The sequence below is a fragment of the Maritimimonas sp. 2210JD6-3 genome (assembly GCF_056591795.1).
Map to the genome: position 1 here is coordinate 20728 of NZ_JBWQOJ010000002.1, position 18597 is coordinate 39324.

An 18597-nucleotide genomic window follows, 5' to 3' on the forward strand; every position below is an offset into this window, starting at 1 on the left:
ATCAGATTATTATCTTTTTTTGTGAAATGATTTTAGTATCTTGTTATCTGATAATCAATATATTATGTCGGTATTTAAAGATCATAAAATTACAAGTAAGTCAATTATTGAGTGTTATACCAGAAACGCTTTTGTCCAAATTATCATTAACCACTAAAGTAGATTACTATACCAAAGTTCTTCATGGCAAAAAAATGTTCTATTTGTTACTTTATGGTATTGTAGAGAATGAAAAACTAAGCCAACGCACTTTATAGAGGATACCTTTAATGATTATCTATTTAAAAACACTTTTTGATTTAGATAAATATGAAACCATAAGACGAAGTTCTATCTCTGAAAGATTATCCAAGATCGATTTCGATTACTTCCGTCAAATATACCAGTGCATTTATCAGCAATTTCACGATGCCTATCCTAACAAGGATAAAGAAAAATACCATTTAATCCATGTAGATAGCTCTATGGTCAGTGAGGCTTCTGCCAAATTATTAAATGGTATTGACCATAAAAATGGAAAGAAATTTGTTAAATACAGTATGGCTTTTGATGGTTTGTTACCTTGTCATTCAGAGGTATTTACTAGCGCAAAGTATTCCAGCGAAGATATGGCTTTACCCGAGACTATAATGAATCATGTAAAGCAAGAAATACATCATCAAAATACTTATGTTATTGATAGAGGGCTTCAATCTACAAGAATAATGAACTCATTTACTGATGATGCTGTTACTTTTATTGTTAGAGCAAAAGAAAACCGAAAACATGTAGAACTACAATCTTTAGTTGAGCAAGCTCAAGATTTAGATTTAGGAGAATTAATCCTTGTTAAAGACAGTAAAGTACATCTTTATACAGGAAAACCTATCCACAACAAAAAAGGAACTATTCATTACAGAGAAGAGTTGGTAGCAACGCCTTTTCGTTTAATTGTAGCGAAAACAAAAACGGAAAACCCAAAAAGAGTTTTGGTTTATTACCAATGATTTTGATTTATCTGCTAAAGAAATCACTTAAGCATACAGAAGGCGTTGGGATATTGAAGTCTTTTTCGTTTTATAAAACAAGAACTCAATGTAAGTCATCTTGTATCATTAAATAAAAATGGAATAGAGGTTATGCTATACATGACTTTAATTGTTGCTATGTTAATCTTAATCTATAAACAAGCCAATAAATTAGGATACAAAACTGCTAAAAGAAGATTTAAAATGGAACTTAGAAATTTAGCTATTGCTATGATTATTGTAGACTCTCAAGGAAACTTAGACCATTTTGAAACATAAAAAAATGGCCAGAATTTCTTCCGACCATGACTGGCTGTAAAGCAGCTTTTTTTATTTAATTTTTATTTCAAATGATTTTCGGTCTTCAAGAGTTCCCGTTAGAATATCTTCTGTTGAGATTTTGCCTACACCAGCTGGGGTTCCCGTAAATAGAACATCTCCTTTTTTAAGCGTAAAAAATTGAGAAACATAGGCAATGAGTTCATCTATTTTCCAAAGCATTGATGAAGTATTACCATCCTGAACAACTACATTGTTCTTTAGTAATTGAAAGTTTAAATTATCTAAGTAAAAATCACCTTTAGGGTAAAAATCACCAATAACTGCACTGCCATCAAAAGCTTTCGCTTTTTCCCATGGCAAACCCTTTTCCTTACATGTAGCTTGTACATCTCGTGCCGTGAAATCGATTCCTAATCCTATCTCATCATAATAGTTATGCGCAAACTTAGCCGCAATATGCTTTCCTACTTTATTAATCTTCACCAATACTTCTACTTCATAATGAATTTCATCAGAAAAAGCAGGTATAAAAAAAGGCATTTTTTTAGGCAAAATAGCCGAATCTGGCTTTAAAAAAACTACAGGATGGTCGGGACGTTCATTTGCTAATTCTTCAATATGCTTTGCATAATTACGTCCGATACAAATAATCTTCATGGATAGAATTTTTATTTATTAAGGAATCCATTTTTTTACAAAATTTGGCTTACGCTTCTCTAAAAATGCATTACGCCCTTCTTTCGCTTCTTCGGTCATATAAGCCAAACGTGTTGCTTCTCCAGCAAAAACTTGCTGGCCAACCATACCATCATCAGTTAAATTCATAGCAAACTTGAGCATTTTTATTGACGTAGGAGATTTTGCCAACACTTCTTGTGCCCAATCATAGGCTGTTTGTTCTAATTCTTCATGCGGTATCACAGCATTTACCATTCCCATTTCATACCCTTCTTGCGCAGAATAATTTCTTCCTAAAAAGAATATCTCTCTCGCTTTTTTTTGACCAACCATTTTCGCTAAATATGCCGAACCATACCCACCATCGAAACTTGTCACATCGGCATCTGTTTGTTTAAAAATAGCATGTTCTTTACTTGCCAGTGTCATGTCACAGACTACATGCAAACTATGACCTCCACCAACTGCCCATCCAGGTACAACAGCAATAACAACTTTAGGCATAAACCGAATTAAGCGTTGCACTTCTAAAATATTCAATCTATGATAACCGTCCTCACCAACATAACCTTGATGTCCCCTAGCTTTTTGGTCACCACCACTGCAAAAAGAATACACGCCATCTTTTGTTGATGGCCCTTCGGCAGAGAGCAAAATAACTCCAATACTCGTATCTTCTTGTGCATCATAAAAAGCATTATAGAGTTCTTTGGTTGTCCTAGGTCTAAAAGCATTTCGAACATTCGGTCGGTTAAAAGCTATTCTAGCAACGCCATTATATTTTTTATAAGTGATATCCTCAAAATTACCAACTTCGATCCAGTTCGGTTCATTCATAATAATTAATCCTTTTTTTCGTTTGTAAATATACAATTATGATAAAACATTAATTAAATAGACAAAAATTACTTTAAAATAAAAACCAATGAAAAAATCGTTCGCTAAACTATTTTTAATACTCTTCTCTGTTTATGGGTTTTCTCAGAATACCCATTTAGAAAAGTTTAAGTCTGCTGAGATGGCTGGAGAATTAAATAATGAGCGTATATTAAAAATATATGTTCCTGATTCTTACAAGGAAGATTCTACAAGAGTATATCCATTAGCAGTAGTACTTGACGCTGAATATCTTTTTGACATTTATGTCGCTAATTCTAAACTTTTTGCATTGAAGGACAAAGCTCCAGAGCAAATTGTAGTTGGTATTTACCAAAATCAGAAAAATGAACGCAAAACTGATTGCGAAATTAGTGTTGCAAATGGTTTACTAACCGAAACGAGCTCTAAATTCTATAGATTTGTCAAAAACGAATTGGTTTCACATATTGAAAGTAAATATAGAATTTCGCCATTTCGAACTATTGTTGGTAATACTTTAACAGCAAATTTTGCCAATTATTTTCTAGTAGAAAATAATCCTGCGTTTAATGCTTACATAAATATTAATCCATTATTTCCGCCAGAAGTTGCTGGTTTATTTAAAGGGAAAATTCCTGGTATCGAAAACAATACATACTTCTATATGAATACTGGTGAGTATAATGGCGTAAAGAAAGATGAAGCCATTAATCAGATTCATTATATTTTGAATAATATTGAGAACGAAAATTTTATTTATAAGTTTGATGAATTCAATAATTCTACAAAGATTTCATCTATTGGTCAAGCAATACCTGCGGCTTTAGCACATTTATTTGAAATGTATTCTCCAATTTCAAGACAAGAATTCGAAGATCATATTGCGGAATTGAGTCCAGCAGAGGCTATAGAATATTTAGAACGTAAGTATGTTGAGATTCAGTATTTGTTTGGTTCTAACTTAAAGATTAGACAACGCGATATTTTTGCTGTCGAATCTATAGTATTAGATAAAGAAGATGGTGCTTATTTAGAAGAATTCGGTAAGATGATCAACAGATTATATCCAGAATCTCCCATAGGTGATTATTATATTGGTCAATATTACGAAACTGGTAATGATCTAAAGCGTGCTTTAAAATTCTATAAAAATGGTTATGCAAAGATTTCCTCTGATGATCCTAATGCAGACGGTTATTATCAAAATGTTGAACGTGTTTTAGCAAAAACAAAGAAAAAGAACGAGCCTTTAGATGATGAGGAAACACTAGAAAAAGCTAGTACTAATGAAGTAGAAGAAGAATCTGAAGGAGGAAAATAAAATAGTTCTCTAAATATAATATTAATAAAGCTCAGGAAAACTGAGCTTTATTTTTTTAATAGATATATACCATCAGCAGCAATTTTAATCTTTTTTTGTTTGTAAAGATTTCCTACAGCCTTTTTAAAGCTCTTCTTACTCATGTTTAAAAGTCTTTTAATGTCTTTAGGTGAACTTCTATCTGTTACAGTTAAAACACCATCATTTTGCTCTAACGCTTCTAATATTTTATTTGAGAAGATATCTATGCTATTTTTAAAACCTTGAGGTGTTAAAGCAACATCGATTCTATCATCTTCTCTAATTTTCTTTATATATCCCTTAGTTCTGTCTCCAGTTTTAATATCGCTAAAAATTTCATTACTATATAATAATCCCTCATACTCTTCTTCTATTAATACAACATATCCCAATGGGGTTTGCTTACCTATAATTAGATCAACTTTATCACCTTCTTTCATTTTCTTCTCATATATTAAAATAAAAAGCCCCGCGTTAATGCGAGGCTTACTTTTTATTCAAAACTTTATTTAAAACTTAATCGCTTTTTTACTTATTTCAGCACCATTTTCTAACGTTGCATTCAATACCAAAACAGTTCCTTTAGCAATGCTATTCGTATTAAGTGTAAAGTCAACTTGATTAGGATTTGCATCAATTAATAATCTACCTAACATATCATACACTTTGATATTAGTTACTGAATCACTTGCTCTAACTCTTAACGTATTATTTTCATTAGCTACAATAAAATTATTATTTAATATTTCATCATCTACTCCTAACACAGACTTATTGAATTGTAAAGTAAACCTATCGGAAAAGCTTCCTGTTTCAGTAACTTCAAATTCATAAGGAGAAGCCTTGAGATCATGTACAATATTCAAATAGTTATCTACTAAGTAAATTTCTTCAGTATTCAATATACCTTCCATTTTATGAATGGATATATTGAAGGTCTCCTTCACATATGCATCAAATCCAATTGAGATTTGCTTATCAGAATTATAAGTTCCTAAACCTTGTATAGCGTATCTACCATCATTAATATTCGAGTATAAGCTAATATAATTACCCGCACTAAATTTTTGTGCATCATAGAAATTATCTTCTCCATCTGTAGCTTTATCAAAGAAACCTATCAGTATTTGATTAAAAGCGCCACCCTCTTTACTGGTTGCATTTAACCACAATCTATCTTTTAGATCATTATTAGACTTATTTTTATCATTATTTTCTCTAAAAAATTGAGTGTTTTGTCCATCCACTCTCATATCGTTGGTAAAGAAAATTGAGCCTCTGCTTTTTGCGTTTACGAAGAAACCTTGAGCAGAGCCAATAATACCATTTGGCACTGGACAAGTTCCGCAGGCAGCTACACCACCAGAACCATTATAAGTTGCATAATCATTTACACTGTAATCATTTAAAATACCCTCATTATTTACAAATGCTGTATTATGTGTCCATAACCAAATAGAGCCATTTAACGCTCCACCTTGAATTTCAACATTAGGACCATGTGTTAAAAAATTGTTTGCAGATATTGCCGAAGGATACGGATTACCAATAAGGTTAAAACCTCCTCCTCCATTAGGAAAATTAGTATCTACTTCAACAAAGATGTCTATTTCCCCATTATAGGGTGTACCTGTGAAGGTTATATTGTGTTGTGTGCTTCCAGAAGGTGCCTCTGAAATATAACCTCTTGCCTGTTCTAAGCCTCCGCTCTTAACTTTCCAACTTCCAAAATTACCGCTACCTGTTAAACCAGGTTTATCCCATTCAAAAATACGCTCAGCAGGTGCTCCTGTATTCGTGAAAACTGACGTAGTAGCTCCCTGTACTGGAGAAGACCAATAGGTAAAATCATCAGAATTATTAAGTACTGTAGAACTTTCTTGTTTCGTAATTGAACCAGATATAGTGGCATTTTCATCGACAGTAATTAACGCAGCTTGATCACCCAATACAAATGAACCATTAATAAAAAGATTTTTAAAAACCTTAACATAGTTGCTAGTTGAACCACTAAAATTTAAGCTTCCTGATACTGTGAGGTTGCAAGCTGTAATAGTTCCTGAGCCTGCGTTATATGTTCCATTAATTATAGCATTTTTTGTTTTGTCGGGTAAGCCATTATTCCACGAAGAAGTATATGTAGTAGGACCTACCGTTTGAGTTCCAAGAAATAAGTTAGAAGAAGAGGGCGCACTATCAACCTCAGAAGTGGTTAGCGTTATGTAATCAGTCACTGAAGGCGTGGCACTTGCATTATAAGCAAACGTAGTAGAGGGTGCCTCATTGGTACCACATCCTTTGATATAAGTAGTACTACTTCCCCAATTCGTACCATTAGAGCTACCTATAACACCTATAATGTCAATTCTTGCATTATAACTATCTATTTCGTTAGAGCCAGAAATCATGATCACATCTCTACCTGAAAAGACTGCAGCAGGAGTTGGAGTGCCTGACCGAGTAGCCGAAGGATTTTTGAAAACTACCACTTGACCTGCAGCTAAAGTTGGTATTTGAATACTAGCATCTGGGGCTGTATTACTTATTGAAGATAATACTAAATCAGAATCATATAGACACAAGAAAAATTGTTGCGTTACTGTACTCGAAGAAATATTCTTTATTTCTATGTAGTCTTCATTACCATTCTCATAATATTGCGTAATTAATAAAGGCGCACCAGTAGGTGTATTATCTGTGGCTTGCGCCGTAATAGCAAATGTATAAGGATCTTCTGTATCAGGATCATTTGTTCTTATTCTTACTGTTGTAGCACTTGTAACTCCTACAGTAGTTGGGGTAAATATCACATCAAAAGTAGTTGTTTGACCTCCAGATAAAGGATTTGTCATACTAGATGTATTAATAGTAAATTGCGAATCATTACCTAATGAAAAACCAACATTTGTAATATCTAAATTTGCATTACCAGTATTTCTTATGGTAAAAGTTCTTGTAATAGAATTTCCAATCGTTGTAGTTCCAAAGTCAGTTCCATCTGCAACATCTGGTGTAGTGTCAGCATCTGCAATTATAATTGTATTTGAAGAATCTGCAACTTCAATATCAGGTTCAGTTAAAACAACTCCATTAGCTGCAATATTAAAAGTGTAAATCTCTTCTGACGCATCTGGGTCATTTGTTTCTAAAAGTACTGTTCCTGTTGCCGAACCAGGAGTAGTAGAGTTAAAAATAACATTAAAAGTTGTAGAACCACCTGCAGGAACAGGATTTGTTATACCAGTAATATTGATAGAAAATTGTGAATTAGAACCAGTTTGCATCTGTAAGCCCAGTATATTTAATGAGGCACTACCTGTATTCTGAATTGTAAACGTTCTTTGTAAAGACGAACCTACATTCACGTCTCCAAAATCAGTTCCGTTAGCAGCATTGGGAGTATTACTTCCATCAGCTATATCTATTCCATTACCTTGAACATTAACGTCTGGCACTGGTGGGAACTCACTCTCAGCCCTAATATTGACAATATAAGGGTTTTCGTCACTATCATCATGTATAATGAAAAGACTTGTATTAATAACTCCAACGGTTGCTGGGGCATTAAAAGTTATTCCAATAGTTTCACTACTATTCGCTGGAATAGAAGCAGGAAGCGGTGATGTTATTTGAAAATTACCGTCAGGCACAAATGCAGAAACAATAGATAAAGGTGCTCCTCCTGTATTTTGTACTACAAAAAATCGTTCAGAAGACGAGGTTCCTGTTTCAAAAGATCCAAAATCAGTTCCATCCGCACTTGTTGGTGTATTTGATCCGTTACCTGGTATGTCAATTCCATTTCCTTGTACATTTATATCTGGAGAATTAACTGTTGTCGCTCTTATATTCACTTGATAATTTGCTTCATCTCCATCTGTATTTACTATAAACAATGTAGCATTAATTACTTGTGCAGTAGCCGATCCATTATAGGTAATGCCTATTTGTGATGACGAATTAGCAGGTATAGAAGAACTAGGCGTCGTGGTGATTGTGAAAATATTATTACTAATGACAGTACTAAGAATAGATAATGGAACATTTCCTGTATTATTTATTTCAAATATTTGTTCACCTGAACCTTGGTTTAAAGCAAAAGAACCAAAGTCGGTCCCATCCGCGGTTACAGGCGTATTAGTACCATCTCCAACAATAGAAATCGTGTTACCCGTTACATCTATTTCTGCCTGTGCTTGTATAATTCCAATTGAAATAAAAGCAAGAACGATCGAGCATAGTAATTTTTTCATCATAAAGTATATTTAATTATCCCTTTTTTCTTTTTAGAAGTACTTTTTCTCTGTAAAGTACAAATATATAAATTAATCTATTAGTTAGATGAGTTTTAAATCATTTATTATATTCTGTTTTAAATGCTCATTCAGCATAGATATGATTTTTGTTTTTCCATAACTCAATTCTTCTCTTAAAGCAGCTGATCTAAGTTTTACTTTCAATATATTATTTTTAAATAATATATCGTCTGTGTATGATACAACACCAGCCCCCATAACCTCATTCCATGCTTGTTTAACTTCTATAACAGTAATGCCTTTTTGCAAATTATTTTCGACAAGCATTTCTTTCATAGCTTGCTCCATAGACAAAAAGTCATTCGTGCGTTTAGTCATGTAATTTCTTTTCTATGTTAAACATTTTGTACGGTTGATTTGTCCTTTTAATCACTTCTTCTGTTCTTTCGCCATGCGTATCGCTTATAAAAAGCTGTCCAAAATCATCTTCATTTACTAACGAGATGATTTTTGATACCCTAGAAGCATCTAATTTATCAAATATATCATCTAATAACAACAATGGCGTGGTATTTAATTGATTTTTTATTAAATCAAATTGAGCTAATTTCAATGCTATTAAATATGATTTTTTTTGTCCTTGAGAACCAAACTTCTTAATCGAGTAACCATCTATAGTAAATAACAAGTCATCTTTGTGAATTCCTACTGAAGTATATTGTAAGAGTCTATCTTTTTCAATAGTTACTTCTAGCAATTTATTAAAATCATCTTTTTCTAAATGAGATTTATATACCAAACCAACCTCTTCACTGCTATCAGTTATATACTTGTAACGTTTCTTAAAAAGAGGTATAAAATCTAGTAAAAATTCTTTCCTCTTCTGGTAAATCTTTACACCTAATTCAGTTAATTGCTCATTATAAACGGCTACATTCATCGCATCATAAACGTGATTTAATGCAAAATATTTTAATAAAGCATTTCTTTGTGAAAGCACTTTGTTATAGGCTATTAGATCTTGTAAATACAGTGTGTCTGATTGTGATATAACACTATCGACAAATTTTCTTCGAACATCACTACCTTCTACTATCAAATCGGTATCTGAGGGCGATACAATAACTAACGGTATTAATCCAATATGATCAGAAAGTTTATCGTATATTTTACCGTTTCTCTTTACTACTTTTTTCTGACCTCGTTTTAAACTACAACTTATAAGTTCTGATCGTTTGTTTTTTTTAAAAGTTCCTTCTATAAGATAAAAATCTTCATTGTGTTTAATATTTTGAGTAGCAATACTATTAAAATATCCTCTCGCAAAAGAAAGGTGATAAATAGCATCTAAAACATTGGTTTTACCAACTCCATTATTACCAACAAAGCAGTTAATCTTCTCATCAAAATCATATTCTAACGAGTCAAAATTTTTATAATTTATTAAAGCTATTTTTTTAAGAAACATCAGCTATTTAAGTGCTTCTGCAAAAAAACAAAATTTAGACTAATTAACCCTATATCAATTCAATAAAAAATTATATTTTTGCGCATCCAAATTTGAATACGAATGGCAACTTATAAGAAAAGAGGAAATAAAGTAAAAAAGCAAGTTCAGCAGAATATAGAAGAGAACAGTACTACAGCAGAAGTATTTAATACTTTAGATGAAACTGCCTCAAAATCGGAACAATGGATAGAAAAGAATAGTAAGATTTTGTTTAGTGGTCTCATACTGGTATTAGGTTTGATCTTAGCTTATGGTGCTTATAAAAAATATGTGCAAGAACCTAAGGAGATTGAAGCAGCAGATGAATTAGCCTACCCAAAAAGTTTTTTCGATCAAGCTCAAAATAACCAAGTTGCAAAAGATTCTCTTTATAATTTGGCACTAAATGGTGCTGATGGTAAATATGGACTTCTAGATATTGTTGATAATTACGGTAGCACTAATGCAGGAAATCTAGCAAAATATATGGCAGGAATTTCGTATCTAAAAATGAATGATTATGAAAATGCTATTTCACAATTAGGTGACTTTTCAACTGATGATGAAATTCTAGGAGCACTGGCATTAGGAAATATTGGAGATGCTTTTGCGGAGATTAATCAGCCCGAAGATGCACTTGAGTATTACACAAAAGCAGCAAATTTTAAGAGTAATGATTTTACCTCGCCAATATATTTAATGAAAGCAGGTAATACCGCATTAGATTTAAAAAAATTTAAAATAGCTGAAGAGCTCTTTACAAAAATAAAAGATAAACATAGTTCTTCTGAGGAGGCAAAAGAAATAGAAGGTTATATAAATAAAGCTAAATTAGCGCAACAATAATTAGCTATTATGGCTACAACCAATTTATCGAACTACGATAAAGCATCAATCCCAAACGCGAAAAATCTTCGGTTTGGGATTGTTGTTTCAGAATGGAATCCTTCTATTACAGAAAATCTGTATAAAGGAACCTTTAAAACTTTACTTGAGAACGGCACTAAAAAAGAGAATATTACACGTCTTAATGTACCTGGCAGTTATGAATTGATCTACGGTAGTAAACATTTGTTAAAAACGAATAATTTTGATGCTGTAATTGCAATAGGATGTGTAATACAAGGAGAAACTAAACATTTCGACTTTGTTTGTGATGCTGTATCGCAAGGTATTAAAGACCTAAATATTCAATACAATATTCCTACTATATTTTGTGTACTTACCGATAACACGATGCAACAATCTATTGATCGATCTGGAGGCAAACATGGCAACAAAGGAGTTGAATGTGCAATAACAGCTATTAAAATGGCAACTTTATGATAGTTTTAACGACTATCTGAAAAATAAATTTGACCACATTCCTTTATTTAAGTAAATTTGACTTTAACGTAGTTGCTTAAAGCATCTGTCAATGAAAGTTTTTAAAAAAGAACATAAAAAGTTTGATTACCAACCACGATATTATAAAGGTGAAGGAAATCCTTTTAAAATAAAGCATAAATTTGATGACTATAGATCAACTACAGGTAAAAACAAAAATTTAAAAACAAAATTCGTCGATGCAGTTGACGAATTAAAAAAAACCGAAGGTAGAGAAACGTACAGAACGATATTTATTATTGTAGCAATTTTGCTATTTATTTTCTTATACCTTATTGATTTTGACCTTTCAATTTTCCAAAAAGAATAATGCCAGACATCATTCAGTTACTTCCCGATCACGTGGCAAATCAAATAGCAGCAGGTGAGGTCGTTCAAAGACCTGCTTCTGTTGTAAAAGAATTGTTAGAAAATGCTATTGATGCTAATGCAACAGAAATCAAATTACTTATTAAAGACGCTGGCAAGACACTTATACAGGTTATTGACAATGGTGCTGGTATGAGTGAAACTGACGCACGAATGGCTTTTGAGCGACATGCTACTTCTAAAATACGTGCAGCAGAAGACTTATTTAATCTTACCACTAAAGGATTTAGAGGTGAAGCCCTAGCTTCTATTGTTGCGGTATCGCATGTAGAATTAAAAACCAAGCAAGAAGATAACGAGCTTGGCGTACAGATAAAACTTGAAGGTAGTAAAATTATTTCTCAAAACTTAGTTTCTACTCCAACGGGTACTAGTATCTCAATAAAGCATTTATTCTATAATATTCCCGCTAGGCGTAACTTTTTAAAATCTGATACCGTAGAACTTAGACATATTATTGATGAATTTCATCGCGTTGCATTAGTGCATCATACTATTTCTTTTTCACTGTATCACAATGATGGAGAGCTTTTTAATCTTAAACCTAGCAATTTAAGACAACGTATTGTTGGTATATTAGGAGCTAAAACCAACGAGAAATTGGTTCCGATAAATGAGGAAACCGATATTATTAAAATCGAAGGTTTTATTGCTAAACCCAATTTTGCTAAGAAAAAAAGAGGTGAACAATACTTTTTTGTAAATGATCGATTTATAAAACATGGTTATCTGCACCATGCCGTTGTGAGTGCTTTTGAAGGCTTATTGGCTCATGGATATCATCCTACTTATTTTTTGTATTTAAAAGTGCCTCCTACTACTTTAGATGTAAATATTCATCCTACAAAAACAGAAGTTAAATTTGATAATGAGCACGCACTCTATGCGATTATAAGATCAACTATCAAGCATAGCTTAGGTCAATATAATGTAGCACCAGTTTTAGATTTTGAAAAAAATACTGGTTTAGAAGTACCTTATGATTATACACAGAAAAAAGCGAGTACTCCGCAGATAAAAATTGATCCTACCTTCAACCCTTTTGAAACTGAAAAAAAAACTACTCCTTCTTACCAAAAAGAATCGAGTGCTAACTGGGATTCTTTATATGTAAATATTAAAAATGATGCTTTAGCAATAGAACATTTAGAGGTTGATGCACAAGAGGTTACCAAAGAGTTATTTGACAAACAGCAAGCGAATTCTAAAGCGAAAACATTTCAAATACACCAGAAATATATCTTAAGTGTTATTAAGTCAGGAATCGTTTTAATAGATCAAAATCTAGCACATCAACGGGTTTTATATGAAGATTTTTTAACGAGAATAACATTAGATGAAGCGGCTAGCCAACAATTACTCTTCCCTATTGAAATTAATTTCACTCCTAAGGAAACAGGCTTTCTTAAAGAGATGAGAAATGACCTAGAAAGTTTAGGATTTCAATTTGATAGTATTGTAAAAGAGAGTATTGTTATAAAAGGGATTCCTAATTTGGTTAAAGAAAGTGAAATAAGAGCATTACTAGAAGAGCTGTTAGAAAATGTACGCCACGAAATCCCAGAAACCAGTTTTAGTCAAACCGATATCATTGCAAAGAGTTTAGCAAAAAGTTTGGCTATAAAAAATGGTGTTAAACTTGAAAATATAGAACAAGAAGAGCTGTTAGAGCGACTATTTTCTTGTAAAGAACCTAATCATTCACCGTATGGTAAGAGTACATTTATAACCTTACCATTAGAGGAAATTCAACTAAAATTCGACAATTAAGCTATGATGCGAATTACCGATACCGTAAAACATTTAATCATAATAAATGTATTATTTTTTCTAGCTGCTAAGTTTGTTTACCCACAATTACAAGACTTGTTTGCCTTACATTTCCCTAAAAATCCAAATTTTGGTATTTGGCAATATGTAACAAGTATGTTTATGCATAGTCAACAGTCTATAATGCACATTGCATTTAATATGTTTGGTTTATGGATGTTCGGCAGCCCCTTAGAACAGATATGGGGAAGAAATAAATTTTTATTCTTTTACTTCTCTGCTGGAATAGGAGCAGGACTTATTTACACATTAGTTAACTATTTACAGTTTAATGCTGCTTTTGATAGTCTCATAAGTACCGAAAGTATTTCTAGCAAAGAAATTTATGATTTAATGGATAGAACTAAGTTTTATCAAAACAGTATGCTACAAAAAATTAATGCTATTTATAGCGTCCCAGCTGTAGGAGCATCTGGTGCTCTTTACGGTCTTTTAGCTGCATTTGGTATGAAGTTCCCTGATTCAAAACTGGCCTTAATATTTTTTCCGGTACCCGTAGCAGCAAAATATTTTATACCTGTGATGATTGGTATTGACTTGTTTTCTGGATTAACGGGTTTTTCAATTTTTGGCTCTGGTAATATTGCACATTTTGCACATGTTGGTGGTGCTTTGGTTGGTTTTCTAATCGTTATGTATTGGAATAAAAATCAGTTTAAGCGCTGGGATAAAAAATAGTGAGACAAGACACATGAGTAATTCGTTAGGCTATATAAAACAGCGGTTTCAAACCGCAACTATCGTAGATCAAGTTATCTATGTTAATGTTGCTGTTTATATACTTACGTATGTAGTAAAAGCTATTTCATTCTTAATGAAATGGAGCGAGAATCCGTTATTTGATCTTTTCGCATTACCAGCAAAATTTAATGCTTATCTACCAAAATTTTGGACCATCTTTACCTATGGTTTTTTACATGGAGGCTTTTGGCATATTTTATTTAATCTACTTGTATTATATTACTTAGGAAATTTATTTTTAGATTTTTTTTCTAGGAAACAATTTATCACATACTTTATTACAGGAATCATAGCAGGTGGCGTTATATTTTTAGTAAGCTATAATTACCTTCCAGCATTAAAAGATCAATCTACCATTTTAGTAGGAGCGTCTGCTGGAGTTACCGCCATTGTAATAGGCTTAGCTACCAAAATACCTAATTATGCCATTCATCTAAGATTTATTGGCGCTATCAAATTATGGCATATTGCACTACTCTTCATATTAAAAGACATTGTTCAATTACCTTTAGGAAACACAGGCGGGCATTTAGCACATTTAGGAGGTGCATTCATTGGTTTTATACTGACTAATCAGCTTGGTGGAGGAAAACGTATCATCGATTCTTTTTCTAATCTATTTACATCAAAAAAGGAAAAACCTCTAAAAACCGTTTATAAAAGAACTAAAGAACAAAAAAATGTTTTATATAAAGATGCAAAACAAGAAAAAATTGATGCAATTTTAGATAAGATTAGCAAATCTGGCTATGAAACTTTGACAAAAGAAGAAAAAGATTTTTTATTTTCAGCAGGTAAAGAAAAATAAATTGTGAAAAAATTGAATTTTATAAATAAAATTATATTCATAATAAATAATGTTTTTGCCTTATTATTATTATTGGCTTTTTTTGTTCCTAATATAAAACCATCATCAATAGCCGTTGCTCCTATTTTAGGCCTGGCAACACCTGCATTAATTATTATTAATATACTATTTATCATTTATTGGATTATTATTGGATTGAAAAAACAATTTTTACTATCCACTTTTATATTATTATTCACATATTTTTTTTTAAATCCAGTTTATAAATTTTCATCGAATACCATAGATGAAAATAAAAATAAATTGTCAATTATGAGTTATAATGTTAGAAAATTTAATATCTATAATTGGATAGCTGATGACAAAATTCCACAAAAAATAAATGACTTTATAGAAAATGAGAATCCTGATATAGTTGTATTACAAGAATTCAGACAAAATGAAAATTTTAAGTTGAAGCACTATAAATATCGTAGTAACCCTTTAGTTGATAATTATAGCGATTCTGTAGAGAATAAAAAATATAAAACATCTTATGCGTTTTATTCAAAATATAAAATTTTAAATACTGGTTTGTGTAAAAATGAAAAATATCAAGTAAATGGGGTTTACGCTGATATTCTAAAAGGACAAGATACAATACGAGTTCTTAGTTTCCATTTATATTCTCTAGGTATAATCGCCGAAAAAGACTATCTTAACTATACTGAGTCTAAAACACTTTTAAAGCGATTGTCATTTTCTCTTGAAAAGCAGATTGATGAGATACAACTATTAAAAAATATAATTGATAAATCTGCACATAAATTAATTGTTATTGGTGACTTAAATAATACCGCATATTCTTGGGCTTATAAAAATTTAAAAGGTAATCTTAAAGACACTTATTTAGAAGCAGGTAAAGGGTTTGGTAAGACTTATAGTTTTAAAAAATTCCCTTTGCGTATAGATTATATTTTTGTTGATGAAACAATGAAGGTATTACAACATAAAAATTATGATGTTAAATACTCTGATCACTTTCCTATAAGTGCTGTTATTTCATTTTAGAAACCCTTTTAAGGTTTAATAAATCTATTGGATTTATACCTAAACCAATTACATTTTTCTGAGAAAACCTCACTACTGCATCATAGTATAATGGTACAATGGGTGCTTTAGCGATAAGTATGCTGTCCATTTTTTGATATAACCTGTATCGCTCTTTATGATCTACTGTTACAAAAGCTTTCTCATATAATGCATCAAAATTTTCATCTTTAAAATGTGTGTAATTTGGCCCGTTAGGAGCAAAATTCTTACTGTAGAATAATGATAAATAATTCTCAGCATCAGGATAATCGGCAATCCAACTTGCTCTAAATACGGGTAATTTCCCCGTAGCCTTAGCTTGTCGTAAGGTAGATGGAGGGATCACATCAATTTTTACAGTAAGCCCAACGTTTTCCAATTCTCGTTGTATATATTCACAAAGATCTAAATATTGGCTATTGGTGCTAATAGTAATTTCAGGATTTTGATTACCTGTTTCATTTTTAAATTTGTCAACTAATACTTTTGCTTTATTAGGATTATACGTATATCCTTCAAGATAATTGAATGCTGGTAATCCTTTTGGTATAAATCCGTTAACAGCGGGATCGCCTATACCATTACGTAGATAAAGTATCATTTTCTGTCTATCAAATCCTAAATTTATCGCTTTACGTACTAGTAAATTTGATATAGGATTTTCTTCTTCAATATCCATCATGAAACCTAAGTATTCCGTATTTAAGTACGATCCCTTTTGCATATTCAGTCTATCCTTATATCGTGATTGCAATCTACCATCAACGGTTAAAAGGTCATCTTTATAAGAAGCATCTAAAGACTTCATAAAATCTATATTCCCTTGTACCAATTGCAAAAATTCACTCTGTTTATCAGGTAAAAAGGTAATGGCAACAGCTTCGAGGTACGGTAGTCTATTCCCTTGTTCATCCCTTTCATAAAAATGGGGGTTTTTTCGATACACCAATTTTGTATTTTCCTCCCATATTTTAAATCGAAAAGGTCCTGTACCTATTGGGTTTGATCTAAAATCGTTTCCATAATATTCTACAATTTCTTTAGGAACCACCGAGCAATATTTCATCGATAGCAATCCAAGAAATGGTGGAAAAGGTTTTTTTAGCTCAATTACAAATGTTGAATCATTTTCAGCTTTAAAACTAGCTACATTTTGAAGTACCCAACCGCCAGGTGACGCTACTTTTGGATCAATGAGTCTGGTAAAGCTATATTCAAAATCAGCAGCTTTTACAATTCGTGTTGAATCTTTTCCGAACAAAACATGCTTATGAAAATAAACATCACCTCTCAGATTAAATGCATAGCTTTTACCATCTTCAGAGATTTGCCATGACTTGGCAATATCTGGTTCTACATGCAAACTATCGTCAAGCTGTACCAAGCCATTAAATAACTGGTTTACAGCCCAAATATCAGCCTGTTTTTTCGCAAATGCTGGGTCTAGAGAACTAATATTCGAATGTTCATTATAGCGAAAAACTTGAGCATCATCGAAGTTACTTTTTGGTCTTGAACAAGCTACTAATGATAACCCGATGACAAAATAAAAAACACTATTTCTTATTTCTATTCTCTTTATAAAATGCTTTATCTGCAACGTATTTTTTTACTTTTTAAATTCATAATCGCGCTCTACTCTACAAATACGTAATTTATATACCTCATACCATAACGCTCTTCCCTTTTCTCTCGCGATTGTATGTTCAGCATTATTCTTCCATTTGGTAATCGCTTCTAGGCTTTTCCAATATGAAACGGTTATTCCTAGTACTTGTCGAGCCGACTCTATTCCTAAATAACCCTCCTGATCTTTGGCCAACGCTTCCATCCTTGCTGCGGTTTCTAAATAGTCATCATCAATAGCCGTTCTTAATGTAGAAAATATTACAGCATAATAGGGTGGTTTGGGAGTTTTTGCAATCATAAATACAATTCTAACTTTTTTTCAGGGATATTCAAGCTTTCTGAGGTAAAATCATTCATAAATTGAAAGTGCAATGTATTTAAAATTTTTACCGAAGCTAGATTTTCATAAGCAACACAAGCAATAAGTCTTTTAAAGCCTACACTCTTCGCATACTGTATTAATCCTTCAGCAATTTCTTGAGCATATCCTTTACCCCAAAATTTTTCTAGCAAACGATAGCCTATTTCACATTCATTGTGCTTTATATTCATCACCAATACATCATCAGAGGATACTTGGCCATGTGAGTCACTTTTTACCAAGGCCACAGTACCTACAAACATCGTATCAATCTTTCTTTCAACAGCAAAAATCCAAAAATCATTTGCAGTGTTATCATAAGAAAGAATAAGTTTCTTTAACTCATCCTTATCTTCTTGGTAACTCATCGCTTTTCCTCTTACGAATCGCATCACATTAGGATTTCCCTGCATTTCATGAAAGCTCTCAAAATCAGTAGTTTTTAACCTTCTAACAAAAAAGTTTTCCGTTTCAAAAATTAGATTCATTA

Annotated in this window: 19 protein-coding genes; 10 read left to right on the top strand and 9 right to left on the bottom strand. The window is 32.1% G+C overall.

Annotated elements, in window-relative coordinates:
* The first annotated feature begins 269 nt into the window (after positions 1-269).
* Together AC1EUY_RS01545 and AC1EUY_RS01550 are read left to right on the top strand one after the other, a co-directional pair.
* A complete protein-coding gene (locus tag AC1EUY_RS01545) occupies positions 270-986 on the top strand; it encodes a transposase (RefSeq protein WP_480193739.1) in 717 nt (238 codons plus the stop codon).
* Positions 987-1118: 132 nt separating this feature from the next.
* A complete protein-coding gene (locus AC1EUY_RS01550) occupies positions 1119-1286 on the top strand; it encodes a hypothetical protein (protein WP_480193740.1) in 168 nt (55 codons plus the stop codon).
* A 51-nt stretch (positions 1287-1337) separates the two neighbouring features.
* Here the strand turns inward: AC1EUY_RS01550 and AC1EUY_RS01555 are convergent, their stop codons facing one another.
* Positions 1338-1946 carry a fumarylacetoacetate hydrolase family protein gene (locus AC1EUY_RS01555; RefSeq protein ID WP_480193741.1) on the bottom strand — a complete coding sequence of 203 codons (609 nt, stop codon included), beginning with the start codon at positions 1944-1946 and terminating at the stop codon, positions 1338-1340.
* An 18-nt stretch (positions 1947-1964) separates the two neighbouring features.
* Positions 1965-2804: a 1,4-dihydroxy-2-naphthoyl-CoA synthase gene (locus AC1EUY_RS01560; RefSeq protein ID WP_480193742.1), complete on the bottom strand. Its 840-nt coding sequence runs from the start codon at positions 2802-2804 to the stop codon at positions 1965-1967.
* 88 nt (positions 2805-2892) lie between these two features.
* Here AC1EUY_RS01560 and AC1EUY_RS01565 point away from each other — a divergent pair, with 88 nt between their 5' ends.
* On the top strand, positions 2893-4146 hold the full coding sequence (locus AC1EUY_RS01565; RefSeq protein WP_480193743.1) for an alpha/beta hydrolase: 1254 nt from the start codon (positions 2893-2895) through the stop codon (positions 4144-4146).
* Between the two features lie 47 nt (positions 4147-4193).
* Here AC1EUY_RS01565 and AC1EUY_RS01570 read toward each other — a convergent pair whose 3' ends face one another.
* From AC1EUY_RS01570 to recF, 4 genes are all read right to left on the bottom strand, one after another.
* The gene (locus AC1EUY_RS01570; RefSeq protein WP_480193744.1) at positions 4194-4607 is read right to left on the bottom strand and encodes a S1 RNA-binding domain-containing protein; all 414 of its coding nucleotides are present in this window, start codon (positions 4605-4607) and stop codon (positions 4194-4196) included.
* A 69-nt stretch (positions 4608-4676) separates the two neighbouring features.
* Positions 4677-8420 carry a choice-of-anchor D domain-containing protein gene (locus AC1EUY_RS01575; RefSeq protein ID WP_480193745.1) on the bottom strand — a complete coding sequence of 1248 codons (3744 nt, stop codon included), beginning with the start codon at positions 8418-8420 and terminating at the stop codon, positions 4677-4679.
* Positions 8421-8504: 84 nt separating this feature from the next.
* The gene (locus tag AC1EUY_RS01580) at positions 8505-8801 is read right to left on the bottom strand and encodes a DciA family protein (protein ID WP_480193746.1); all 297 of its coding nucleotides are present in this window, start codon (positions 8799-8801) and stop codon (positions 8505-8507) included.
* Positions 8794-9891: a DNA replication/repair protein RecF gene (gene recF / locus AC1EUY_RS01585; RefSeq protein WP_480193747.1), complete on the bottom strand. Its 1098-nt coding sequence runs from the start codon at positions 9889-9891 to the stop codon at positions 8794-8796. The genes AC1EUY_RS01580 and recF overlap by 8 nt, the downstream gene beginning before the upstream one ends.
* A 102-nt stretch (positions 9892-9993) precedes the next feature.
* On the opposite strand from recF, the gene AC1EUY_RS01590 reads away from it, so the two are divergent.
* From AC1EUY_RS01590 to AC1EUY_RS01620, 7 genes are all read left to right on the top strand, one after another.
* Positions 9994-10758 (top strand): tetratricopeptide repeat protein, encoded by a 765-nt coding sequence (locus tag AC1EUY_RS01590; RefSeq protein ID WP_480193748.1) that lies wholly within the window; start codon positions 9994-9996, stop codon positions 10756-10758.
* Between the two features lie 9 nt (positions 10759-10767).
* Positions 10768-11238 (top strand): 6,7-dimethyl-8-ribityllumazine synthase, encoded by a 471-nt coding sequence (gene ribH, locus AC1EUY_RS01595; RefSeq protein ID WP_480193749.1) that lies wholly within the window; start codon positions 10768-10770, stop codon positions 11236-11238.
* A 91-nt stretch (positions 11239-11329) separates the two neighbouring features.
* Positions 11330-11608: a riboflavin synthase subunit beta gene (locus tag AC1EUY_RS01600; RefSeq protein ID WP_480193750.1), complete on the top strand. Its 279-nt coding sequence runs from the start codon at positions 11330-11332 to the stop codon at positions 11606-11608.
* Positions 11608-13437, top strand: coding sequence for a DNA mismatch repair endonuclease MutL (gene mutL, locus AC1EUY_RS01605; RefSeq protein WP_480193751.1), 1830 nt, complete (start codon positions 11608-11610; stop codon positions 13435-13437). Before AC1EUY_RS01600 ends, mutL begins: the two co-directional genes overlap by 1 nt.
* Positions 13438-13440: 3 nt before the next feature.
* Entirely contained in the window at positions 13441-14175 is a 735-nt protein-coding gene (locus tag AC1EUY_RS01610; protein ID WP_480193752.1) for a rhomboid family intramembrane serine protease, read from the top strand.
* A 13-nt stretch (positions 14176-14188) separates the two neighbouring features.
* A complete protein-coding gene (locus tag AC1EUY_RS01615; RefSeq protein WP_480193753.1) occupies positions 14189-15046 on the top strand; it encodes a rhomboid family intramembrane serine protease in 858 nt (285 codons plus the stop codon).
* A 3-nt stretch (positions 15047-15049) separates the two neighbouring features.
* Positions 15050-16096: an endonuclease/exonuclease/phosphatase family protein gene (locus AC1EUY_RS01620; RefSeq protein WP_480193754.1), complete on the top strand. Its 1047-nt coding sequence runs from the start codon at positions 15050-15052 to the stop codon at positions 16094-16096.
* Here AC1EUY_RS01620 and AC1EUY_RS01625 read toward each other — a convergent pair.
* From AC1EUY_RS01625 to AC1EUY_RS01635, 3 genes are read right to left on the bottom strand one after another with little or no spacing between them, the layout of a single operon-like run.
* The gene (locus tag AC1EUY_RS01625; RefSeq protein WP_480193887.1) at positions 16083-17711 is read right to left on the bottom strand and encodes an ABC transporter substrate-binding protein; all 1629 of its coding nucleotides are present in this window, start codon (positions 17709-17711) and stop codon (positions 16083-16085) included. The genes AC1EUY_RS01620 and AC1EUY_RS01625 overlap by 14 nt on opposite strands.
* Before the next feature lie 15 nt (positions 17712-17726).
* Entirely contained in the window at positions 17727-18044 is a 318-nt protein-coding gene (locus AC1EUY_RS01630; protein WP_480193755.1) for an antibiotic biosynthesis monooxygenase family protein, read from the bottom strand.
* On the bottom strand, positions 18041-18595 hold the full coding sequence (locus AC1EUY_RS01635; protein ID WP_480193756.1) for a GNAT family N-acetyltransferase: 555 nt from the start codon (positions 18593-18595) through the stop codon (positions 18041-18043). The genes AC1EUY_RS01630 and AC1EUY_RS01635 overlap by 4 nt, the downstream gene beginning before the upstream one ends.
* Positions 18596-18597: the final 2 nt, after the last annotated feature.